The 22016-nt window shown below is 55.3% G+C and carries 21 protein-coding genes and 2 pseudogenes; all 23 read right to left on the bottom strand.

From position 1 onward, the window contains the following. Positions 1-72: 72 nt before the first annotated feature. Complete coding sequence (locus B5E67_RS12845; RefSeq protein WP_087385607.1) at positions 73-288, bottom strand: helix-turn-helix domain-containing protein; 216 nt, start codon at positions 286-288, stop codon at positions 73-75. 181 nt (positions 289-469) lie between these two features. Then, positions 470-901, bottom strand: a complete 432-nt coding sequence (locus tag B5E67_RS12840) for a hypothetical protein (RefSeq protein WP_087385606.1) — start codon at positions 899-901, stop codon at positions 470-472. Beyond that, the gene (locus B5E67_RS12835) at positions 898-2415 is read right to left on the bottom strand and encodes a DNA methylase (RefSeq protein WP_087385605.1); all 1518 of its coding nucleotides are present in this window, start codon (positions 2413-2415) and stop codon (positions 898-900) included. Before B5E67_RS12835 ends, B5E67_RS12840 begins: the two co-directional genes overlap by 4 nt. Positions 2416-2464: 49 nt before the next feature. After that, complete coding sequence (locus B5E67_RS12830; protein WP_087385604.1) at positions 2465-3196, bottom strand: hypothetical protein; 732 nt, start codon at positions 3194-3196, stop codon at positions 2465-2467. Between the two features lie 142 nt (positions 3197-3338). Further along, complete coding sequence (locus B5E67_RS12825) at positions 3339-4088, bottom strand: metallophosphoesterase family protein (RefSeq protein ID WP_087385603.1); 750 nt, start codon at positions 4086-4088, stop codon at positions 3339-3341. Positions 4089-4108: 20 nt separating this feature from the next. After that, entirely contained in the window at positions 4109-4768 is a 660-nt protein-coding gene (locus tag B5E67_RS12820) for a hypothetical protein (RefSeq protein ID WP_225123497.1), read from the bottom strand. A 190-nt stretch (positions 4769-4958) separates the two neighbouring features. Continuing rightward, on the bottom strand, positions 4959-5333 hold the full coding sequence (locus B5E67_RS12815; protein ID WP_087385601.1) for a type II toxin-antitoxin system PemK/MazF family toxin: 375 nt from the start codon (positions 5331-5333) through the stop codon (positions 4959-4961). Between the two features lie 735 nt (positions 5334-6068). Then, the gene (locus B5E67_RS12810; RefSeq protein ID WP_087385600.1) at positions 6069-6491 is read right to left on the bottom strand and encodes a sigma-70 family RNA polymerase sigma factor; all 423 of its coding nucleotides are present in this window, start codon (positions 6489-6491) and stop codon (positions 6069-6071) included. A gap of 338 nt (positions 6492-6829) precedes the next feature. Beyond that, the gene (locus B5E67_RS12805; RefSeq protein ID WP_087385599.1) at positions 6830-7372 is read right to left on the bottom strand and encodes a hypothetical protein; all 543 of its coding nucleotides are present in this window, start codon (positions 7370-7372) and stop codon (positions 6830-6832) included. A gap of 114 nt (positions 7373-7486) precedes the next feature. Beyond that, the gene (locus B5E67_RS12800; RefSeq protein ID WP_087385598.1) at positions 7487-8101 is read right to left on the bottom strand and encodes an ImmA/IrrE family metallo-endopeptidase; all 615 of its coding nucleotides are present in this window, start codon (positions 8099-8101) and stop codon (positions 7487-7489) included. Between the two features lie 12 nt (positions 8102-8113). Then, a complete protein-coding gene (locus tag B5E67_RS12795) occupies positions 8114-8473 on the bottom strand; it encodes a helix-turn-helix transcriptional regulator (RefSeq protein WP_087385597.1) in 360 nt (119 codons plus the stop codon). A gap of 139 nt (positions 8474-8612) precedes the next feature. Continuing rightward, entirely contained in the window at positions 8613-9575 is a 963-nt protein-coding gene (locus B5E67_RS12790) for a WYL domain-containing protein (protein WP_087385596.1), read from the bottom strand. A gap of 23 nt (positions 9576-9598) precedes the next feature. After that, positions 9599-10480 carry a DUF4261 domain-containing protein gene (locus B5E67_RS12785; RefSeq protein ID WP_087385595.1) on the bottom strand — a complete coding sequence of 294 codons (882 nt, stop codon included), beginning with the start codon at positions 10478-10480 and terminating at the stop codon, positions 9599-9601. Then, complete coding sequence (locus tag B5E67_RS12780; protein WP_087385594.1) at positions 10477-11352, bottom strand: spondin; 876 nt, start codon at positions 11350-11352, stop codon at positions 10477-10479. Before B5E67_RS12780 ends, B5E67_RS12785 begins: the two co-directional genes overlap by 4 nt. Before the next feature lie 26 nt (positions 11353-11378). Further along, positions 11379-11753, bottom strand: a pseudogene (locus B5E67_RS12775) (hypothetical protein); the annotation flags it as partial. 34 nt (positions 11754-11787) lie between these two features. After that, the gene (locus B5E67_RS12770; RefSeq protein WP_087385593.1) at positions 11788-12897 is read right to left on the bottom strand and encodes a hypothetical protein; all 1110 of its coding nucleotides are present in this window, start codon (positions 12895-12897) and stop codon (positions 11788-11790) included. 19 nt (positions 12898-12916) lie between these two features. Next, positions 12917-13780, bottom strand: coding sequence for a CbrC family protein (locus B5E67_RS12765; protein ID WP_087385592.1), 864 nt, complete (start codon positions 13778-13780; stop codon positions 12917-12919). 15 nt (positions 13781-13795) lie between these two features. Continuing rightward, complete coding sequence (locus tag B5E67_RS12760) at positions 13796-19405, bottom strand: DUF2185 domain-containing protein (protein ID WP_087385591.1); 5610 nt, start codon at positions 19403-19405, stop codon at positions 13796-13798. Between the two features lie 15 nt (positions 19406-19420). Further along, positions 19421-19771, bottom strand: coding sequence for a DUF6547 family protein (locus B5E67_RS12755; protein WP_087154638.1), 351 nt, complete (start codon positions 19769-19771; stop codon positions 19421-19423). A 25-nt stretch (positions 19772-19796) separates the two neighbouring features. Next, positions 19797-20645 carry a hypothetical protein gene (locus B5E67_RS12750; RefSeq protein ID WP_087385590.1) on the bottom strand — a complete coding sequence of 283 codons (849 nt, stop codon included), beginning with the start codon at positions 20643-20645 and terminating at the stop codon, positions 19797-19799. Between the two features lie 25 nt (positions 20646-20670). Continuing rightward, complete coding sequence (locus tag B5E67_RS12745; protein ID WP_087385589.1) at positions 20671-21027, bottom strand: hypothetical protein; 357 nt, start codon at positions 21025-21027, stop codon at positions 20671-20673. A 14-nt stretch (positions 21028-21041) separates the two neighbouring features. After that, positions 21042-21512 (bottom strand): hypothetical protein, encoded by a 471-nt coding sequence (locus B5E67_RS12740; protein WP_087385588.1) that lies wholly within the window; start codon positions 21510-21512, stop codon positions 21042-21044. Between the two features lie 18 nt (positions 21513-21530). Then, a pseudogene (locus tag B5E67_RS12735) lies at positions 21531-22016 on the bottom strand (hypothetical protein); the annotation flags it as partial.

Genomic DNA, 22016 nt, shown 5'->3' with positions numbered 1-22016 from the left:
TATACGACTCATGGAGAAAAACTATCCGATTTTTCTACGCCTTTTTGTGAGGGAACAGGCAACTCATGGGACTCAGGAGAAACTGATATGGCACATCTCCTCTCCAAGCAGGTATTCGATCACGCAGATCTTGGGGATCTTATAGGCCCTTCCGACACGCACGCTCCGGATCTCTTGTTCAGCCAGCAGCTTATAGGCTAACCTTTTGCTGATACCTCCGAGCATTTTGCGCAGATCCTCTACTTCTACAACATCGGGGTAGTTTTCAAACATCGACTGTTTCTTCATTTTCTGCCTCCTTGCATTGGGAGGCCACCTACTGGGGCCAGCAGGCGGCCCCGTATGTGTTGGTTAATAGAGTTGTGGCTTCATAAAAAAATACCAGCCATCCCAAAGGGACAGCCGGTACATACATAACCTCTTTCCGAGAAAGGACGAGGGGTTACAAGGGGTTACATCATTCTCGCATCTACCTATCCTGAAATATCCCGCGGAAGCAGTCGCTCTGGAGTTCCAGAACATCATTCAGTGGGATCGTCGTGTCATCGGCAAGACGCAGAACTCTTTCGATGTCATCGACTTTTTTCAGCTGTCCCACGGTCGTGACATATTGGCCGCCATCCTTCTTTTCGTCCGGACGGAACCAGACCACGGAGACCTCCGGCCGCTCTGCGATCCTGTCGGCCAAAATTTGCTGTTTGAGATCCAGCATAGCCCTGGTGTCCTCGTCCAGTTCCATCCGCTGGTCTGTCAGACGGGCAGTCTCCTGGATGGCAGCGGCGTGGCCTGTGAGGGCGGCGAAGGGGCTAAAAATAGCAGCCCGATCCGACATAGGCATCCGGGGATGCTTTGTCGATGTGGGATGGGGCAAATTGATGATGTCATCGTATGGCCCGCTCATTCGTGATGTCCTCCTATGGTCTGATTCCGCTCACAGGCAGTGGCCCCCTCCTCCAGGTTCATCCCCTTGAGGATGGCGTTCTTGCCGAACTTCTTCTTGATCCCCAGCATGGCCTCCTGAATCTTCCGCTCCCGGGCATGGGCGGCCTCGTCCGCCTGCTCCTGCTGCTCCTTGGCGGCGTAGTCGGTGAACAGATCCAACTGCTCTGCCTCATCCTTGGGCACATCAACCTCGGGGAGCAGCTTGTTGGCACTGATGCTCAGTCGGCGGATCAGTAGATTCTCGTCCACGATCCGGTCGTAAAGGGCACTCACCGCCTTCAGCAGATCGCTGGCGGAAGAAGTGTAGGGGAAGTTCTCTGTCCCCACGGCGTGCTTGGGGATCTTCCGGCCATAGCGATCAGTGGTCACCGGGCCGCGGTAGCTCTGACGGCGGCTTGGGTCGTCCAGATTCTCCCGGTCGTAGCCCACGGTGAGTACCAGCTGGTTGGTCACCAGCCCTTTGTCCACCAAATCCAAGGCCAGGGCGTCCGCCATCTCCCGCACCACCAGCCTGGCTTTCTTGAAGTCGTAGGGACACTGCAGGACTTGCCCGGAGACGATACTTTTGTTTTCCGGCTTATAGGCTTTCACGTCCGCAATAGTGCAGGGCTCCCAGCCCCAGGCATGGTCGATCAAAATCTCCGCATTGACGCCGAACAGCCGGTACAACAGTTCCTCGCTGTGGTAATCTCCGGGTTTGCCGATGGAACACCGGGCGATGTCGCCCATGGTATATAGTCCGTGAGCCTCCAGCTTATTGGCATAGCCCTTGCCTACCCGCCAGAAATCCGTCAGGGGGCGGTGGGTCCACAGAAGACGGCGGTAGGTCATCTCATTGAGTTTGGCAATCCGCACTCCATCTTGATCTGGATGGACGTGCTTGGCTACGATGTCCATGGCAACCTTGGCAAGATATAGATTGGTACCCATTCCCGCCGCAGCGGTGATGCCGGTAGTCTTCAGAATGTCCAGGATAATGGTGCGGGTCAGTTCCCGCGCCGTCATCTTATAGGTGTCCAGGTAGTTGGTGATGTCCATGAACACCTCGTCGATGGAGTAGGGGAAGATGTCCTCTGGGGCGATATATTTCAGATAGACGCTGTAGATTTTCGTACTCCAGTCGATGTAATGAGCCATCCGGGGCGGAGCCACGATATAGTCCAGAGCCAAGGCAGGGTTCCCCTGTACTTCAGGATCGTTCCAGGAGGCGCCGGTGAGCTGATGGCCTGGAGCGTCCCATTTCCGCTTGGCGTTTACCTCTGCCACCCGCTGTACCACCTCGAACAGCCGGGCCCGGCCAGAGATACCGTAGGCTTTCAGAGAGGGGGAGACGGCCAGGCAGATCGTCTTCTCCGTGCGCCGCTTGTCTGCCACCACCAAGTTGGTGGTCATGGGATCCAGCCCCCGCTCCACGCACTCCACCGAGGCGTAGAACGATTTCAGGTCACAGCAGATATAGATCCGTTCTTTCATGCCCGCTCCCTCCTTCCATTTTAATTAGTATCTCACAATCGCTGTCCCATTATCGGGTCCAACCCAGCACGGCGTCCAGTTCCCCCGGGGCTGCGCCCGGAAAGTTCTTCCCTACCTGTTCATAAATCATGGTTTTGGATTCCGCCGGATCCACGGAATAGGCGGAAGAAATGTGGTCATAGCCCCACAGGGCCTCCGGGGTGGTGTAGATGGAGAGGGGCCAGCCGTAGGGTGCGCCCCATTTATTGATTCGCTGCCGGAAGTCCCGAATCAAGAGGTAACCACCCATCTGCAGGTCGGTGATGGTACCCTCGAAGTTCTTTTCACCGCCCTTGCCGAAGCCGGCCCGCTGTTTCAGGGCAAAGGAGAACCACTCCTCTTGGATGGAAAAGCAGTCCATGATCCGCTTCTGGCGCATGGGGGCCAGCTCTTCGTCCCAGCGGCTGTCGAAGTCGTATCCATCCCGCCGCCAGTTGGCGAAGTGGGGGAACCAAGCTCTGGAGATGAAGCCGGCCTTTTTGCCGAAAAACTTTCCATAGGCCACTTTCCCGCTGCGGGCCATGAGGCACCGCCATTCCCACGGGTCCTGCTCCTCGTCGCCAGTCCACCAGTAGAGGTCTCCTGTGTTTTCCTCCACGGAGAAACCGTCCACCTCGTTTTTGAACAAGGGCAGGAAACCGACCTCGTTGATCAGATCAATGAGGTCCTCCCACGTCTGGACACGGCTGGGGTCATCCCAGTCCAGTCCCCGCATGATCCACTCTCCGTTTTCGATGGCCACTGTACCGCCCCCTTACGATGCCATTATAGCACAGTAGTTCTATGGTTTCTACCGCGGTTCACCGTGGGGGCGACCCAGCGAATACTCATATTGAAAGCGAACAAGAGGCAGGCAATCAGCCTCCTCTTGCTCACTTCTGCGCTTAAAACTCCAGCCTGGAGATCTGCTCCCACTGGAGGATGTACCGCTCGTCCACGATCTGGTTCTTATGGTAATGCCCGAAGAACCAGTAGGCGAATTGGCACCGCTGTTTCACTGTTTCCAGGAAGTCCGTCAGCTCGTCCGTTCCGTAGCCGGGGTCGAGCCTTTTGACGATACTGCTGGGGGCACAGTGGGTCAGGATGCAGTCCACCGCCCAGCCTGCCCGCTCCAGATTCGCCAGCGCCTCGTTGTATTCCTCCGCGCTGGGCAGTTCCTCCGACCACCAGGACACGCCCTTCACCCGAAACATGGCCCGCAGCCTCCGCATCAGCCAATACTGCCGCTCAAAGTCCGGATCGGCTGGGTCCAGGATGCCGTCCTGGATATCGTGGGAGGACGCGCCGCCCATGGTGAACCAGGTCAGACCGCCGAAGGTGACGACCTGCCCCCGCATGAGATGAAGGACATGCTCCCGCACCACATGAACACGTCCGCCGTTCCACGGCCTTTCCGGGAGAGCATTCAGGAGATCGAAGTTCTCATGGTTCCCGTCCACAAACAGGGTGGTAAAGGGCTTTTCCTCCAACCAGTCCAACCAGTATTGGTCTTTGGGACTTCCGTCCCACAGCCCTCCGAAGTCGCCTGTGACGATCACATAATCCTCACGACCCATGTTTTTCTGCTGAGGGAAGTATTTGCTCCCAAACCTCTGAAATCCGCCGTGGGTATCGCCTGTAATATAAACCGACATCTGATCACCTCTCTCCCCGCCTACAGGGTCATCTGCTGCTGTCCCGGGAGGGGTTCTCCCCGCTGCCGGAGTTCCTCGCCGGCCGCCGTGCGAATGCCGAGGCCATTCCGGGTCTCCGCCGTCACCAGGCGGCCCTCTCGGATGAGGCGCTCCACCAGCTCCCCCACATAGCGGTTTGCCAAGTTGTTTTTTCCATCCTTGTCGCAGAGCCTATGGACGGAGAACTGTTTCGCAATGCTCAGCTCGGCCGGGCCTGTGACATACAGGTTCTTCCGCTTCGTCTGGTACCGCTCCAGAATGGCCTCTATGATCTCATCGCGTCTGTCCTCCAGTTGTTTCAGATACTCCGCGTCTGTGAGTTCCCAGTACCGTTCGTAGCAGTCCACCCCCTGGCATTGGAAGGTTTGCGCACCCTCCAAGAGTTCCTGGAGCCGGGGAATCTCATCGGTCTGGATCACCCCGCTGAAATTCATGGGGTGGAGATACAGATCCTGCTGACCCTTCGTGACTATGTCGCTGGAACTGCTGTCTTCCCTGGCGGGATGCAGCTCCCAGCCTGCCGACTGAAACAAGGTGCGTGTCTCATCCCGGAAGGCGTGCTCGACGCCTTTATCCGGCCAACCACTGTCGTACCGATAGGAGCTGCGGATCCGAAAGTACACTTCTCTGTATTCCATCATACCACCTCCTCGTCTGTTATACTACAATGCCACGAAACTTCTGTATTATCTATTCATCAAGCCCAACGAAAACCTCCGCAAAAATTGGGCAAAAGTGTGACACTCCATCATTATGGCGTCAAACTGAGAAAATTTACTGGCTGTTGCAAAAGGACTGCCACAGTAGGTTGACGATCACACAGCTTATATTTTAATCATACCCTTCTGCCAGACCAATGCTGATCCCGAGCGCCCAGTCGATCCGTTTCATCTCAGGCTCACTTAACATCCCAATTCTTCCCTTGAGCCTGGACTTGTCAATGGTACGGAGTTGCTCCAAAAGAATTGTAGAACCACAGTGCAGGCCACTCGAGTGCTTGTTTAGGCTTACATGGGTGGGCAGCCTCGCTTTCCCCATCTTGCTTGTAACAGGAGCAGCTATCACTGTAGGACTATGCCGGTTGCCCATATTGTTCTGCAGAATGAGCACAGGGCGTATGCCGCCTTGCTCAGATCCAACTACTGGCCTCAGATCCGCATAATAGAGCTCGCCCCGATGGATCTCGTGTGGGAAATATGTTCTCATGAGATACACCTCCTTAACAAGTTGCGGCTTAATACCACAAAAATAGGGACCGCTCCCGCCCTTGACTAACTCCAATTTCTCCTGTGTTCATTTAGGATTCGTATCGTAAAAAGATCCTCATTAACCGGAGACTGAAGCAGGGGGCAAGAGCGGTCCCCATGGCTTCTGATATTAAGACTTCACATTTGTGTTGTCTTTCTCGGGCTGCGCTCGTATTCGACACTACTTCCCCAAGCGCAAAAGCCTGTGCCGCCGGCACCGGCTCTTCAGGGCAATCATCTGAACCGCGGCTGGCTCCACCGCGTCATGGGAGTCTCACCCCCGCGAGGATCTCTCGCGGCCGCCCTCCTTGCTTGATCCCCATTCCGGTGGGGGCTGGGACTGGACGGAAGTATCATTGTCCCTGACGGAGTCATTGCGAAACAGTTTGCCATCGGCTGTTTTGCGGACGGATGGAACCGCTCGGCACCTTATTTGGCCGTCGTTGATAGATGTAGGTCAGCCTGGTTGTCAGAACCGAACAGAAATGTATGGGTGTCTTCGTTCGCAACCTTGCGCTGTGCATCTACAGGTGGTCTTGGCGCATCCTCCGGAGTCGCTCGCCCTTTTTCAAAGGGCCCCGTCAGGAAGGTATTCAGATGGTTGGGTATTCGGTTTTCAAGGAACCCGAGGGGGGAGATAATTCAACCCCCTCACTACTAAGCCGAGTTCGTGAGGGGGGTGAGAACCAAAAAATTATTTTATTTTCATCAAAGTCCGGAGTTTACTCAAAATTTTATGGCGGCGCTTATTCACCGCCTTCTGCGAGATATTGATTTGTTTGGCATACTCACGCTCCGTCAGCTCCTCAAAATACAAGGCACGGATCAGATTCTGCTCCTCCAGAGGGAGCTGTGCCAAACACTGACGCAGTTCCTGCAGTAGGATATTGCCAACCGCTTTGTCTTCCACGCTCTCAGCATTAGGATCTGGAACCATTTCTTCTCCAAGGGTTTCTTCCGTATCCAAATCACTGTATGAGACCTTTCCGTTTCGGACATCTTTCTCATCCAATGTTTTGGTGTGACGTTCCACTCGGTAATAGGTCAGATAAACATCCTTTGTGACCTCTACCAGATGTCCCTCTACTCTAAGACGATATTTCCTTTCCTCTGCCATGAGGCAGTCCTCCGTTTCTTCTGAAATTTTGAAAAGTCAAAATCTCAGAAGCCGGAGGCCCTCTGCACCGATTTGGGTGTTGGCAGTGGGCAAACCCCTCCTGTAACACGCTGGCCCTCCTGGTACCGGGCAGAAAAAAGCCGGGGACGCTGAAATGCGTCCCCGGCATACTCCTGCCGCCATATTGCGGCAGGAGCAAAGAGGCCCCAGATGCTTTTCAGCGTCTGGGGCCTCTAACTCGTTAAGTTATTCATTTTTGAGCATACCTGCCACTGTACCGAGTATAACAGAGGCAAAGTCGGAAGGGAGTAGGGATTGGGTCGGTTTTTCATCGGGAATTAGTCGGGAAACAGTCGGGGGGCATCTAACTCCTCTTGAAGTTCCGGAACCGCATATCCAAACAGGCAGACAGAAAACAGGAAAAGCGCCTCGCGCTTTCGGTCATAGAAAACACTCCGCTCCATGTTCAGCTCGTCCAGCAGTTCCTTCTCTGTGCTGTTGAAGCGATGGATGAATTGCTTGGTCAGGATTTCATAATAGAGTTCTCCACGATCCGGATACCGTTTCAGGCGGAGCAGGGCTCGGTCGATCACATCGACCAGCATGCGGCTCTCCATGACGCAGCAGACCTTCTCCTCAAATTCCTGGAGGTCGATATCCGGGGCAAAGTTTTCCAGATAGCAGAGGCCGGCATCAGCGTCCCGGTTTCCGAGTTCCCATGCATATTCATGCAGCTCCTCCGCGCGCTCGCTGAGGACCCACACCACATCCCGGTAGATCTTCAGGATCAGCTTTACCCGATGATAGGCCAGCTGGCTGTCAAATCCAAGGGAGGCCATCTGTTTTTTGCACTTTTGGACAGTGACACTCTCTTTCCGCATTTTTCTCCTCCTCCCATGTTCGCTAAGTTGCGAACAAACAAGATAACAAAACACTTTTCGAATACTGTGAAAGCCGGAGGCCCTCTTAAGGAAGAGGGCCTTACTAAGCCAAGCTTATAGTAAATTATGAACTTCCAACCGAATCCGCATTGCCTGTTTTGACACTTGGAAGATCCGCGCCATTTCCGTGACTAAGCACTCCTTGCTTTTGCCCGGACGGAGACGGTAAAAGCATTTTTTTACTTGAGGTATAGGCATTAAAAGGGCTGTTGCAAGAGCATCTGCCTGCCGCTCAATGAAACCACAGCTTTCATCCGAGGAAGTTTTACCATCATAGGCCGCAACATCGCCAGTGCCAGAGTATAATTTCTGGTGCAGGACCCAGTGTCCCAGTTCATGAGCGCAGGTAAAGCGCATTCTCCCAAGAAGCCTGTCTATACAGAGACGTTCATCAATCAAAATTGTCCCAGCCTTCACAGCAATCAAACGGTATTGCCTCTCTGTTCGGTCATATAAAATGGCTGCTCCGTCATCAAAAATGGTTTCTCCAAGGACGCTCCCATTTTTGCGAAGGGTATGGTACTCCAGAGTCAGATTAAACTTTGTTTCAATGATCGTTTCGATTGGGATTGCCTGAGGAGGACCTTCCAGCAGTGTGCGATCATATTCCAGCAGAATCTTTCGACCGATGGTTTCGATGGCTTCCAGTCGGTACTTAGGCGCATACAAGGAAATCCCTCCTCAGCTTTGACGGCTTTTCAGCATTTCCATAAACGCCGTCCATTCCTCATCCGTAGCGTCAACTTCTTTTGCGACTCTCAGGGCCGCCCGGACAATATCATGCGTTCGGATATAATCCGGCAGATCCGCAGGAACAGATTGCCTGGACTCCGCAGCTAAGTCTAAAAGCAATTCATGCTCCTGCTTGTCCAACTCCAGGAAGGAGGAAATTCGATCCACAAACTGCCCTTCTGGTGCGGGACGCCGCCCTTGCTCAATGTCGCAGAGGTATCCATAAGCAATACCGAGATATTTAGCGGTGTCCCGGAGGTTCAGTTTGGCCGCTTTGCGTTTTGTCCCGATGAATGCCCCAAAGGTCATATCTCATTCCTCCTCCTGTGGTTAGTTCGCTCACCTGCGAACAGCTTGTTTATATTATAACTGGTACAAATGTTCGATACAAGAAGAAAAAAAGAAATTGGGGCGAGGTGTTAAATTATCCTAACACCTCGCCCCGTTGTTACAGGAATGTGCGGGCGATCCGCGCCATTTCCTCCACGCACTTCTGGGGAGCAGTAATTTTGACTCCGCCCATAAACTTGAACACCCATCCATAAAAGGTTCCGCTGGGGTTTACTTCGATTTGAACAACAAAATGCTCACTATCGTATGGATGTGTGGGAACGGCCTCTCCATAATCGTCCACGATTGTTTTCATGAACCGATTTTCACAGAGGAGTTCGACGAGGACAGTATGACCGGCCGCAAACATATCGATCATCTTATTGGTATAGTCGGCTACATCGAAATCAGGTTGAGGCACATAGGTGGATTCCAGGACCTCAATTCCGGCCAGCCGATCCACACGGAAATGCGCCATGCCATGGTGCTTATGGGAATATCCGATCAGATAGTAGTGGTCGTTTTTCCATTCCAGGGCGTAAGGGTCCAGCTTATAAAAATAGCCGTTATGCTTGAGAACTCGCTCTTTCTGTTGCGTGTACTCATAATACTGGAACTGGATCTGCCGGTTTTCCAGGATGGCATTCTGGACACCGTCGATGATGTAATAGACCTTCTCATTATGTGGTTTGATCCGGCTTGAAATCGCCGCCAACCGGCGAAGCTGCATGGCCTCTGTCTCACTGGTCAGCCGGCAGAGCTTCTGGATGAGTTCATTTGTTTTTTCCGCCGATATGACCTTGGAGGATGCAACGGCATCCGTCAGCATCTTTAATTCAGGATACTCAAACAAACGGTTACCTATGAAATATTGGTTTTGCGTGCTCTTAGTAACTACGATATCGATACCAGCTAAAATAAGGTCTTGCAGATCCCCATACACTGTCTGTCGCACCGCATGGATTCCCTTGCCCTTGAGATAGTCCAGTATATCGGCTACGGTGACGGGATGCTCCTCATCCGTCCGAAGATAGAGATATTTCAAAATCTCCAAGATCCTGATATTGCTTTGCTTTTGCATCAGTATGCCTCCGGTTATGGATGTCAATCACGGTTCCCGGCCGCGTACTCTCCCATGTTGATGTCCAGCACCGCTCTGGGCGGCTGGATCAGGGCGTCCTCATACCGGCATTTCCACTGGACATCCCGGCTCATCTGGCCATCCGCCACGCCGTCTACGGTTTCCCCATCCTGAATGGGGTTGTCATTGGCCAGAATATAGGACGTCACATTGTAGGCATGGTTTACCACCCAGTTGGGGTCCATGCCGTGGAAGTGGTACTGGAGATCCGGCAGAAACAGGGTGCTCATGCCTACCGTGTCGATGAGCATATCCTCAGTGCCCTCAATGTTGAAGAATCGGACATTGACGCCAAAGCGGATGAACCGATCCGGGCCCTCAATCTGATGGGAGCGCACATCCTCCGCCAGAAACAACTTGCCGCAGTTCTGGAAATAGAACGCCTCACAGGTGGGGTACAGTTCCGCCAGAGCATCCAAAAAGTCGGCATCCAGGTTTGCCCGCTCCAGCGCCGGAAGCGCCGCAGCCAGCATATCGGTGGCCACCACTTGATACCGGCACTCCCGGAAGATCCGCTCCCGGTCCTCCTGGCAGTCCCACATCTGGCTCATCAGGAAGGCATCGAAGCCTTTTCCCTTGAACTTGTCGCATTTCATTACCATCAGCTGCACAGGGCATTTTCCATCCTGAAATTCCGCGATATGATCCAGGGCGGCAAAGCCAGCCATCTTTTTATCACGGCAGAAACACTCTACAGCGCCGATGTGCTTTTCCATCACAGCGGTCATCTCATCCTTGTCCGGCATGTCCACCGGCTCTTTGAACAGCATCTGAATGAGATAGGGGCCGCCGGGCTGGGGGCCTTTTTTGTCATCCAGGTTTTGCTGGAAAACTTGATTGCTCATTCGATTTCCTCCTTCTTCTCCGGGAACAGCTTCCACCGAAACTCCAGCTCTCTCTGGACAAACTCTTTCGGCAGGCCCTGGGGATTGGCGATGAGATACCATACCCGAAAGGTGCGCTTCTTCGGATCTGTTTCTTGCTGGTAGAGCTGATAGCCCGCCTCATCCTCCTGTGTCCACTGTCCTGTCTGCCGCTTGGCCTGCACAAAGGGTTCCACCACCTTGTCCAGTTCCTCCTTGGTGCGGCTTGAGGCCCAGGCATGATCCACATCCTTGGCATGGGACTGGTAGAACAGCAACTTTCCGGTATGGGTCTTCGCCTTGCACTCCGGCGTTCCGCGCAATTCTGCCTGACGGCGGTACTCCGCCAGCTGTTCCACTGTCCCGTACCGTTCCACCATCTGCTCGTCCACATGGATGCGCCAGCTGTAGTCCTCCGCCTCGGTGAAGGGGGCGCAGACCGGCTGTAATGCCTCCACGGGGTCTGCCTCGAAGCGGTCGATGAAGTCGAGGTAGTTGGCTTTGATCAGGGGCAGGAAGGTGTCCAGCAGCCCGGTGTTCAGCTGTAGATCCTCTGTCAGCATCCGAAAAAATGAACCGCCTGTTGTCGGTTCTATTCTGAACGAGTAGAGGTAGTCATCTCCCTGCTTAATGATACAGCTGAAGCCCACCTCCACATTTCCATGGCCGATTTCGTAGTCTATGTAGTTGTAGTGGCTCCGGTCGAACCAGATTTGATAGGTCAGCCCGTTTTTCGTTTTCTTTTTGAAGTCGCCTTTTTTCAGCCGCTTCCAGCCCTTTTCCTCCAGGCCCAGGCCGTTCCATAGGTAGTCCAGAAGTTCCTGAAATATATCTGCCGGGCGTTTTTGTTCCATAGTCTCCACCTCCGAGCGGTCTGTCCTTAAAAGTCCAGTAAAATGGGTACCTGCTGTTCCTCAGCGAACCGCATGGCCCGCCAGAACATGGAGAAGGCAAACTTGGCAAGGGATTCCGTATTATATTCGGTGTGTTCCGGGATATCCGCCTTGCTGTACTGCCCGCCTGGGCCTATGGCACCGTCCACCGGGTAGCCCTCGGTGTCGGCCCAGCCGAGGATGGTGTCCTCATCCGCCTGCCATGCCAGCTGGTTCAGCTTCTCCAGCTCCTTCCGCAGACCACCCAGGGTGGCGATCATTGCCTGATCGTCGGTGGGCAGAGGGCCCTGAAAGAAGAAGGCATCCGACAGAGGCAGCCACCAAGTGGCCCCACGGAACAGGGACCAGACCCGCTCCTCATCTAATACTTCACTATCCATAGGTCAATTCTCCGTTTCAGAGGTCGCAGGAATAGATGCTCATGGCTCCGTAATCGGTGTGCAGGACAAGTCCGCTCTTGGTAAAGGCAAAATTTGTCTGGCGCACCACAAAGGGGTCATCAATGGTGGCCAACAGCTGGCCGCTGCTGGTATCCCACAATTCTACGGGGGAGTTGCCCCGATCCTGCTGGACAGCCATCAGGCTGTCCCTTGTCCGCACCATACAGGTGTCTGAAACACTTAGCCCCTGCCGGACAGGAAACGGGAAGGGATTGTCCATCTCTTCTCCGGTCTGGGTCAGATAGAACTTGCCGCCCACCGAGAAGCACTGGTCATTCGGAGAGAAAAAGGGATGCCAGCCCGCATTGGGGATCACTACTTTTTGGGCGGACTTCAAATCGACCAGCACATACTCACCCTCGGTAACGCGGTAGGCCGCTTTGCTCTGCCGGGGAGAGAGCATCCCGAAGCAGTAATAGGCAAAATTCGGGTCTTTTGACTTCTTGCATTTTACCGTTTCCCGCCATATCTCTGTGTTGCTGCCAAAGTCAAAGACGACGATCTCCTCTCCTGTGTACCACAAGGCCAGGCTACCGCTCTGGTCCAGCATGGTCCTCAGGCTGTTTTTCCTGTTGGCAAAGGGCGTGACCTCATGGGTGCGGAGGGAAAACTGCTCCAGAAGATAGCTGTTGTTCAGCAGCAGGGTATCATTGGGGCAGAGGACCTGCTCATAGGTCATACGCTTGGCCCCCAGAGAGACTGTTTCAAGGATCTCCCCGCTGCCATCAAAGTGATAGAGGATCTCGTCCTCAAAATCGCCAGCCATCCGCGTCAGGAAGAAGTCGTCCCGTGTGAGGGCGGTAGCCAGGGGCATAAATCCGTTGCTGTCCTTCCCGACAAACCGATGGCACCGCGCCTGCCCAACAGCGGCATCCGGATTCTGATAGACGAATCCTTTGCGCATCTGGCCCATCATGGCGCTGGCCGCCTTGCTCTTGACCTGGAAGGCGGAGTCGCACAGGATCTCCTTGACCTTCCCGCCGTTCAGACAGGTTCGGATGGTATGTCCGTCAAGTTCAATCCGCCACTGCTTGTTTGTGGCGGGGTTGAGAAAGGTTTTTTCCATTGGTGCAGGCACCTCCTTATCAATCAAAATCCATCCAGACCAGGTGCTTCCCGCAGTGGAGACACTGGAACAGGTAGCACTGCAAGTGCCCGCCGTTGACGGAATCCCGAATCATTTCCTTCTGCTCCTCGTCCCACATGGAATCGTCCAGCACATCCTCCATCACGCCCAGCGCCCGCAGCTCTCTGGCACCCACAGGGCCCAGATAGGCGCAGTAATCGCCACAGTGGGCCCTCCAGTATTCCTGTTGCCAGCCGCAGTAGCCGGGAGTTCGGTGGATGAGTTCGTCCAGCTTCTCCGGATCGTCTACACCATCGTCCAGAGAGCAGTCATCCTGAAAGCTGCCGTCATATTTCCGGGCCGCCTCACCGCTGGAAATACACTCCGGACACAGATACTCAATCTCCTCCACAGCGTAAAAGGGGGCTGTATAGAAAATGTGGGTCGTCTTGCCGCAGCAGTCGCAGGCAACGCCATCTGCGGACTCCTCAAAAGCGCCGGTTTCCAGCGGATTGGGGTGATACCGGAAGGCGGGCAGGCCCAACTGGGCCTGCCGTTCCTTCTCTTTTTGTGTTTCCTCCGGCGTTTTGGGCTTGGGGAGGGCATAGCGGTTGCCCCAGTTTTCCGCATAGTCCTTCAGTGTGCCCAGCCGCTTGAGTGTCTTTTTATCGGAACGATTTCCGATTTGGCAGAGCAGTTCGTAGGCATCCTTCTTGAAGTCCAGCAGATCATACACATCCACCAGCACTTCCTTGGCCTGTTTGTCTTCCGACTGCTCCAGTGACTCCTTGAAGGTATAGAGAGCGTGGATACTGTTCGGATCTCCTTCTGTTTCTCGAAACTGCTTTTGGAGTTCAATATATTGCTTCAGGTATTCGTTCATGGTCAAAATCTCCCATCAATCCCACCAGAAGTACCAGACGGTGGACTGCCACAGGGCATCTGCCAAAGCACCAATGCTTCTATCCTCATCCTGATCCAAATCTGGGCAGAAGCCATACAGTTCCACCGCTACCTCCATGGCCTTCCCCTTGGGGACAGGGGCCGGGAGCAGGAACTCCAGCTCGTCGTGGCTCATGGCGGCAGGCACCGCGCCGTACTGCTCAAACCAGTATTTTGCCGCAGCCATCAGCTCCGGCGTATCGGGGCAGTCATTCCAGTTTCCGAAGGGCAGATACGCGAAGATCTCCCAGGGGTGCTTCACCGGGATCTTGGCCAGAATGAGGGGGTAGGTCATCTCGGTGTCATCATCCCAGTAGCTGGAGAAGCGGTCATTCTCGTCTCCGCCCTCCATCTCGCCCAGGATCTCCTCCTCCCAGTCCATATCATCGTCGTCGGCTTCTTCCTTGCGCTGGCCGATCAGCTCCTCCAGAACCGCCTTTCCGTCTTTGACAGGGGCAGAGAGCATCTTCTTCCGGTACTCGGCCACTTTGTCCGGGTCAAAGGTATAGTCGTCCCCGCCGTCGCTGTCCGGGTCGGAATTCAGGATCAGGCACTCCCACAGGGTCTCGTCATCTGCCCGGATCAGCACCGGCACAAAGCCCTCATGGGCGGCGTCCCGCTTGGCGTAGCTGTAGGCCGACATGATGGGGTCGTCGTCCTTCATGGAGGGGAAATAGGTGCATTCGCAGTCCAGATACTCCATCAATGCCTCGGCCAGCTCCGAGGGCTCCAGGGTGTCCTCGTCGAAGTCCTGCCCCTGCCAGTTCTCGAAGCGTTCTTCGATCACTTTTGCCATGGCCTGATAGTAGTCCTCGTCAAAGGGGATGAACAGGTAGGCTTCGTCCTGGATCTCGTCGGAGTAGTTGCGCTCCTGTCCAATGACGCCGATGGCGTAGTTGTCGATGTCGCTGGGGAAGAATGGGCTTTCCTGACCATTGGAATATGCACCATAGTAGTAGGCGGCAAAGGCTCGGCCGATCTTGTTGAACATTGGGCCGACCAGCTGACCGTCCAGCTCATCCCGGATAAATGCCCGCAGATCCACGCCAGCGGGGTCAGCCTTGACCTTCTGTACCACTTTGCCGTATTCCGACAGGAAATCCTCGCCCATCAGGTCATGCTCCATGCACCAGCGCAGGTAGATGGCCATGTGGTTGTAGGCATTGATGGGGTCAATGGGCAGCCCCTTCTCCTCAATACTCTCGATATGATAGGAGGCATCGTCCATCTCACCGTCAAAATCATCATTGGAAAGGGTGCCACGAGTGATGGCATCCTGGCGGTCAGGCTCCACCACAAAGCTGATGCCCTCCATCTTGTCCAGCAGGGCGTCCGCGTCGTGGGCCAGCTTATACTCCAGCTCGTCCCGGTAGAGGGGGATCACCTGATAGAAGTTGACCTCCTCGCCGCCGGGCAAGGTGCAGCCCTCGCTGCCCTCCTCCGTCCCCTGGGGGCCGGTGAGAATAGCGGCGCACAGCTTTGTATCCTTTGCAAAGTCCTCCTCATGGTCCATGGTATGGCCGAAGCCCAGCCAGGTGTCGCTGGCAATGGGCAGGCGGGCCAGGGTTTTCAGCAGGCGGATGGGCCAGTACCACCGCTCGTCTCTCATGTCCTCCTGTTTCAGCTTCCAGTCCTTGGGCAGGGCGATGGCCAGCTCTGCCCGCTCCAGCTTGTACTCCGCCAGCTCCTCCGGCACATTCATCCGGTGAGCGCCCATCCCCATGGTGACCAGAGTGTAGTAGTCCCGCTTCTCGGAGGGCGGCACCACGCAGATATCCACATGGATGTCCGGGGAAGAAAGCTCATGGAACACATTCTCGAACTCACCGAAATACTGCTGGATGTGCCCCTCGACGGCCTCCATCTCCTCCTCGGTGTAGACCTCGGGAACACCGGATTCCTCATCCTCGGGCGCTTCGCCATCCGGGTCATCGCCGTCATCGTCAGGGTCACCGTCCGATGACGCCCAGGAGATTTTCAGGGTCATCTGCTCCTCCGGCAGTCCGACGCCAGGGTTGCGGGTGATGGTGTGCTTATCATCCTCCGCAAAACCGATGGTCTCTCCATCGTGGAGGTCCACATCATTCTCCAGCACATAGGAGGCAAGACTGGCCAAAAAGTCCCGCAGATCGCTCGGCTTAGCATCGGTGCCCAGCACCTCCATCTCGTCCTTGCCAAACGACGCCATGCCGTAGGTGTAGCCGTTCATGCCATGCTCATCCCGCCAGAGGCCGAACCAGATCCAGTTGAAGATGGGCAGTTCGTCCTCCTGCATCATATCGGCAAAGCCCTCATAGAACCGGGGCTCAAACACCACGCCGCTGGTGTAGATGCCGGTGGCATATTCCTGCCGGCAGCAGGCGGCTACCACCTTGGTGAACAGCTTGCCCTTTTCCAGCAGATCTTCCTCTTTGCCCAGCACTGCTACCATCAGGTGGGCACGGTGCTCTTTGGCTACCTTGACCGCATCCTCCCACATATAGTTGTTTTCCGCATTGCCCTCGGCCTCGCCGCCGGGGATAGGATAGGCGGCCAGGCTGACGGCGGCCAGCATGTCGCCCACCTCAAACACCAGGGCGTCGTCGTCCTTCTCCTCGCTGGCGTCGTATTCCTCCACAGCGATGTCCCACTTTTCCTTCATGTCCCGGATGAACTGCTCTTTATCCCATTCTGCCTTGGACAGCAGCACAAAGCCGGTGAAGACGCCTGTGTGGTCACTCTCGTCCTCGGACTCTGCCTCGGCCCGCTTTGCGATCTCCTCCTGACACGCTTGAATCACCGCTGGGGCATTCTCGTCCTCCGGGTCCAGCTCCGCCCACCGCTGGGCGTAGGGGATGGCCTTTTCCTCCTGATGGTAGAGATACTGGTATCCATAAGCCATCCGCATATTCCACTGGGCCTTGTCCTGGCCTTCCTCCCGAACCAATTCCAGTAATTCAATGGCTCGGAGCAGGGCTTTTTCTGCCTTGTAGTAGGGTGGTTCCTCTTGATGGTCGCCCAAAACTGCGTAGTTTTCCAGCGCCTGGGCCATGGCATAGACGATGCGGTAGTTCCGCCAGTCCTCCGGGATGGCGTTCAATGCCTGGATGCATCGGGTGTACTCGTCCTCGTCATTCCACTGCTCCAGCTGCTGGAAGAATTCTTCTTCGTTCTGCGGGGTGTAAGGGATATAGTCCATGCCCGTCAGCGTCTCGTCCAACTCGGAGACCTGATCCTCATCGTCCGGCTCCTCCTCGGACGACGTTTTCAGGTTCACTGTGCCTGCTTCCCGACGGAAGGTGTGGAAGCTGGCCCAAGGGATGTCGCTGTCCTCGAAGAATTTCTTAGCCATCTGGAGCGCCGTTTGGATGTCCCAGGCGATGAAGTCCACATAGCCGCAGAAAAGGCCGGTGGCTCCACCAGTGAGGGTGAGGATCTCCGGGCCGTCGCCAGTGGTGAACGCTTCCTCCAGCTTGTCCCGGAAGTCGAAAATCTTATCCGTTCCTTCCTCCTCCCGCAGAGTATCCAGAGGATAGCAGAAGAAGCCCGCCACCGCGCCGTCGGCATGGAGAGCGTCCATGAAGTCATTGTCGGCATCCAGATAGCCGTTGATGAGCGGCACGCAGTTGGTGGAGCCGACCATCACATCCAGCCGCCAATCGGCATCCGGGTCCTTGTTGGGTTCCATTTTGTAGCCGAGGTAGCTGTTCAGATAGGCTTCTGGGTCGGTGGAAAGGTTCGCTCCCTTTTCCTTCAGCTTGTCCGGCAGCTGGGACATGGGGATGGACGGCTCTGCCCTGGGGGCCTCCAGTACATCAAAGCTGTCTATGTATCTCATGTGGGAGATCTCGCCCAACACCTGGTCGGTGAGGGTGGTGAGCATCCACCAGGCCCGGCCTTCTTCTTCCTCCAGCATGGGCAGCAGCTTTTCGCAGTAGGCGGAGAGGGCGAACCTGTTTTTTCCCTGCTGCTCCAGCCAAATCTGCACATCCTCCCCGGAGATGTCCCAGCCATCGTCGGTGCGAAAGCCGATGTTTCGGATGGGCTGACGGCCCACCAGGATGTTCCAGTGCTCCAGCACCTCCTTGGGGGCGTGCTTCTGGAAATAGACCAGCTCAAAGAGCTTGACCTTATCCCCCTCCGGGGTGAGGATCAGCTCGTACTTCTCGCCGCCCACGCCCATCTCGAAAGAGATTTCGTCAAACGCCTGGTTCAGGATCCCTTCCACCCGGTCCACCAGCTCCTGGCCCCGGGTGTGGTCCTTGTCCTCATCCATCATCCGGCGAAGCTGGGCTTCCTGCCGAGCAAAGTCCTTCCATGTAGATTCCGTCCGCGCCCGGAAGCACTCCGAGAACTGAGGCAGAGAAATGCCCTTCTTGCACCCGTCGATCAGCTGCATGGTGTCCTCGTCGTCGGGGCGGGCCTCCAATGCCTTTTCAAAGTAACGAAGAGCCCTGCCCTCCTGATCCAGATAGTAATATGAATAGCCCATGCGAAAGTTCCAATAGTAGTCTCCCTCAAAGTATTCCTCATGAGGTTTCAAGAGAGCGATGGCCTTTTTGAGCATAGCTCTGCCTTCCGGCGTTCTGTGATCTGCCTCATTGTTGTACGCCCTTGCAAGCTGGCTGTCCATTTCCGGAGTGCGCTCCTCAATGCCCTCCAGTGCTTCAATGATCTTCTGGTGTTTGTTCTCCTCATGCCACTTCTGGCACTGCTGTAAAATATCCATATCCGGGTCCTCCTCGTCCTCATCCGGTTTCCAGTCTTTGATCTGCTGGAACACGCCATGCTCATCCCGCTCAAAGGCACATGGGGCGGGCGTATGCAGCAGCGGAATGATGTCGGGATCGTCGTTGCAGATGGTGTTGAGGCCGTAGATCCCGGCGTTGTTGGGGTCGTCCATGTACTCGTCACTCTCATCACCGGCGGTGAAGCGCCAGCCGCTGTCCCAGTCGCCGTCCGCCTTCTCCCGGTAGCAGTAGCCAACCTTGCAGCCCTCCACCGTGATGCGGTTGGTGGCGATGCAGCCACTGGCTTCCTCCCAGTCGGGGAGCAGATTCTTCATGTCCTCTGCCTTCACATGAAAGTCCCGGTTGCGGCCAGCGGCCTCGTACAGTTCTTTACGCAGCGCCTCCACATCCCGAGCCATCTCCTGGATCTCCTCGTCGTTCATCATCTCACTGAGGTCATATTCCATCGGGTTCTGAGCAAAATCCGCCAGGGCCTTGTTCATGGCGTCGTGCTCCTCTGGCGTGGCGGTGATGCGGATGCGGCGGGAGGGGGTGTTGTACTCGTCCAGATCCTGGAGGTTCACACTGCCGCTGACGCTGCACTCCAGCAGAATGGCGGCCAGGTCGGTGACCACATCAATGGCGAAGTGGAAGTCCATCTCCACGCCATCGGAGTGTGTAAACTCCAGATACTCCACGGTCTGGCGGAAGTCCCAGTTCTGCTTGTCCAAGCCGATCTTGGCAAAAATCTCGCTGAGGGGGATCTCCTCCTTCTTCTGATCTACTAAAAAGGCCACAAGGTTCAGGCTGTCGTCCGAGCCTCCGATAAAGTTGCCCCAGTATTTTTTGATATACATCCGTCACGCCTCCTTTTATTCCGGCCACTCATCTCCGTCACAACGGCTGATGAAGTCATAGTGCAGGCTCTCAAAATAGTCGTTGGGATAGGATTCACCGTCCTGATGAAGCTCCAGCCCCTCCAGATCCATCATCTCATTGATATATGCAAGGGTATCGTGGATACCCGCAATATGTTCGTCCTGAAGCATCTCAGCCAGCACACCTTTCTGCTCCGGGGTCAGTGCGGCGAGAAGTTCATTTTTCGCCTTGTTGTCCTCTGTCTTAGGAAAGCCATCGCCCTTGACCCACAGGGCCGTCATGCTGTCTTTCCGCTCCACAAGGCCGTCAATAAATGCTTTATACAGTTCCAGCTCCTTGCTCATGGCAGATCCTCCATTCCCAAGCAATTTACTTTCGGATCAAACTCCCGTCATCAATGAAGGCAGCTTCCCGGATGCGCCGGAGGGATTCCGGCTCCAGCAAAAACTCCCGCAGGTTCGGGTCCTCAAAGAAGGACATGGGACGCACCTGCGTCGGCCCAGCAACCGCCCACAGCCGCGATGTTGCCAACCGCTCCGCTGTCTGGAGCGCCTTCTCCCGTTCGCCTAAATAGAGATAGCGGGCGATTGCGTCCCGATAGGAGGAGTCAGCCATGGGCACGCCTTGAATCTCCTCAAAGAGATCTACGGCATCCCTGGCGGTTCCGAACATACAGCAGTGGTTATAGAGCTTCCGCCTGGCATCGGGATCGTCTGGCGAGAGTTTCTTATTCTGTTCCACCAGCTTTGCCCAGAGCTGCTCCTTTGTCTGCGGTTCCTCCGGTTCATGGTAGGGGTAGTTCTTGTCGTTGTCCGCAAAGGGCATAACGCCCCGCTTGAGGTAATCCATCAGGATGTCACAGAACCGATCCCGCTGGGGGAGGCCGTTCTCAGCCCGGATGCGCGCCTGTTCCTTCGTCAGTGCCTCCATCAGCTCCTGCTCCCGGTGGAGCCGGATGGCGGCCACCGTCATGGCAATCATGTGTTCATCGCTCACATTGCTGTAATACCACTCCTCCAGCCAGGGAAGGATGGCCAAATCCAAAGCCAGCGCCTTTTCATAGTCCAGGTTGAAATAGGCGACCTCGGCCTTGACCGCTGCTACCTGATGGGGGTATTTATCGGCAAAGGATTCCAGCGTGTCCAAGGCTTCTTCTTTGCCATCCATGATCTCATAGCAGACCATGCGGACTTTCTTGGGGAGTTTCACGACATCCATGTTGACGCCTCCTTCAGTCTTTTTTCTATAAATAGTAGGTTCCACACCGGCCCCACAGCCGGGTGTCCAGATTTTCCTTTTTGATATCTGCCACCTGCCGACAGACCGGCGCACCCCGGATACAGGCTCCTACAAAATAGAGAGCTCCGCAGCCGCGGCAACGCATATAGTGGCAGACGGTATAGTGCTGCTCAGCGTCCAGCACTGCGCCGGTATCCTCCAGTGGGCAGTCACCGGCGTACAGTTCCATGTCACCCTGCCGCTCCAGTTCCATGAGTTTCTGGAGAAGCTGGTCATATTGGCGGTAGGAGATGCTGCTGTCTTCCTTCATCTGTGCCGCCAGTTGACCACAGGAGGGGCAATTCAGCTTCTTGCTGTCCATCTTCATCCCTCCGGCTACAAATTACTTTCTACAACCATAACGGTGGTATAGGTCAATACTGTTTCAATCCATTCCAAGACTGAGAAAAGAAAGGCTGATTCCTTTTCTGATAAACTTGGCAAACGATTCCGGACAAGGAGTATCCAGCGTTCCCAGTCCTCTTTCCCAATCCAGTTATCAAAGCAAAGGTCAAATTCCTCCTGTACTTCTCCATTGGTGGGGTCCTTAACCGGAAAGATTTGTTTCAGCGTGGGGATCAGCAGTTGTTCACAGTCTGGCCAGCCAATGGCGAGGATGGAGCGGTAGCAGTTCCAGTCCTCCCACTGCGGGTCATTCCCACAGTCTGGACGAAGGGGCAGGAAGGTCAAGTGGATCTTCTCGCCACTCTGGGTGTATAGGCGTGGAGTGAGGTCAATCTGCCTTTCTCTGCTCTTGGGCGGCAAGAAGCCATGGTAGATTGGGGAGGCCAGAGTTTCATCCTTCATTTGTTGTTCTCCATTCTATCAGTTCACATCCACCCGGATAATAGGCCGGTAGAAGTCATAGTCGCCGTTCAGTTCCTTGTTCTCCTGCACTTCCGGCTTGCGGTGGGGCGAACAGGGCAGGAAGCCGAGGAAGATCCCCAGTCCGCCGCAGATGCTGCGCCCGCCATCACCGCCGCAGGTGGTAAACTGCTTGGCTTTCACGACCTCCCGCATATAGGGGTCATAGGCGATGGACAGGCCGAAGAAGTTGGGTTCCTCCATATCGAAGGGCTTGTCCTCATCCTCCGGGCTTTCGAAGTGGTGCAGGTGCATGGAGTAGTCCATTCCATCTCCCCAGGGGAACAGAGTGCGGCACCCGCCGCCGCACAGATAGGCCCACTCGTCCGCCGTAGGCAGCGAAAGCCCCTGCTTTTCCAGCCCGGCAAGAAGCGCATCGTAGTCTGTGCGGTTATAGATGCAGATCTGAAAGCCCTTTTCCGTCCGCTCAATGCGGGCTGACTGGTG

It is taken from the genome of Faecalibacterium sp. An122, assembly GCF_002160895.1.
In the GTDB taxonomy this organism is placed as follows: Bacteria; Bacillota; Clostridia; order Oscillospirales; family Ruminococcaceae; genus Faecalibacterium.
Note: the sequence above shows the minus strand (reverse complement) of the source record. Positions and strands in the feature narration are given on the sequence as shown.

What these genes read in the sequence shown, in the direction of transcription:
- B5E67_RS12820 (WP_225123497.1), bottom strand. Translation starts at nt 4,768, where the DNA reads ATGATGGAATACAGAGAAGTGTACTTTCGGATCCGCAGCTCCTATCGG.
- B5E67_RS12845 (WP_087385607.1), bottom strand. Translation starts at nt 288, where the DNA reads ATGAAGAAACAGTCGATGTTTGAAAACTACCCCGATGTTGTAGAAGTA.
- B5E67_RS12805 (WP_087385599.1), bottom strand. Translation starts at nt 7,372, where the DNA reads ATGCGGAAAGAGAGTGTCACTGTCCAAAAGTGCAAAAAACAGATGGCC.
- B5E67_RS12835 (WP_087385605.1), bottom strand. Translation starts at nt 2,415, where the DNA reads ATGAAAGAACGGATCTATATCTGCTGTGACCTGAAATCGTTCTACGCC.
- B5E67_RS12825 (WP_087385603.1), bottom strand. Translation starts at nt 4,088, where the DNA reads ATGTCGGTTTATATTACAGGCGATACCCACGGCGGATTTCAGAGGTTT.
- B5E67_RS12745 (WP_087385589.1), bottom strand. Translation starts at nt 21,027, where the DNA reads ATGGACAGCAAGAAGCTGAATTGCCCCTCCTGTGGTCAACTGGCGGCA.
- B5E67_RS12765 (WP_087385592.1), bottom strand. Translation starts at nt 13,780, where the DNA reads ATGAACGAATACCTGAAGCAATATATTGAACTCCAAAAGCAGTTTCGA.
- B5E67_RS12840 (WP_087385606.1), bottom strand. Translation starts at nt 901, where the DNA reads ATGAGCGGGCCATACGATGACATCATCAATTTGCCCCATCCCACATCG.
- B5E67_RS12770 (WP_087385593.1), bottom strand. Translation starts at nt 12,897, where the DNA reads ATGGAAAAAACCTTTCTCAACCCCGCCACAAACAAGCAGTGGCGGATT.
- B5E67_RS12740 (WP_087385588.1), bottom strand. Translation starts at nt 21,512, where the DNA reads ATGAAGGATGAAACTCTGGCCTCCCCAATCTACCATGGCTTCTTGCCG.
- B5E67_RS12760 (WP_087385591.1), bottom strand. Translation starts at nt 19,405, where the DNA reads ATGTATATCAAAAAATACTGGGGCAACTTTATCGGAGGCTCGGACGAC.
- B5E67_RS12795 (WP_087385597.1), bottom strand. Translation starts at nt 8,473, where the DNA reads ATGACCTTTGGGGCATTCATCGGGACAAAACGCAAAGCGGCCAAACTG.
- B5E67_RS12780 (WP_087385594.1), bottom strand. Translation starts at nt 11,352, where the DNA reads ATGGAACAAAAACGCCCGGCAGATATATTTCAGGAACTTCTGGACTAC.
- B5E67_RS12815 (WP_087385601.1), bottom strand. Translation starts at nt 5,333, where the DNA reads ATGAGAACATATTTCCCACACGAGATCCATCGGGGCGAGCTCTATTAT.
- B5E67_RS12750 (WP_087385590.1), bottom strand. Translation starts at nt 20,645, where the DNA reads ATGGATGTCGTGAAACTCCCCAAGAAAGTCCGCATGGTCTGCTATGAG.
- B5E67_RS12785 (WP_087385595.1), bottom strand. Translation starts at nt 10,480, where the DNA reads ATGAGCAATCAAGTTTTCCAGCAAAACCTGGATGACAAAAAAGGCCCC.
- B5E67_RS12810 (WP_087385600.1), bottom strand. Translation starts at nt 6,491, where the DNA reads ATGGCAGAGGAAAGGAAATATCGTCTTAGAGTAGAGGGACATCTGGTA.
- B5E67_RS12790 (WP_087385596.1), bottom strand. Translation starts at nt 9,575, where the DNA reads ATGCAAAAGCAAAGCAATATCAGGATCTTGGAGATTTTGAAATATCTC.
- B5E67_RS12755 (WP_087154638.1), bottom strand. Translation starts at nt 19,771, where the DNA reads ATGAGCAAGGAGCTGGAACTGTATAAAGCATTTATTGACGGCCTTGTG.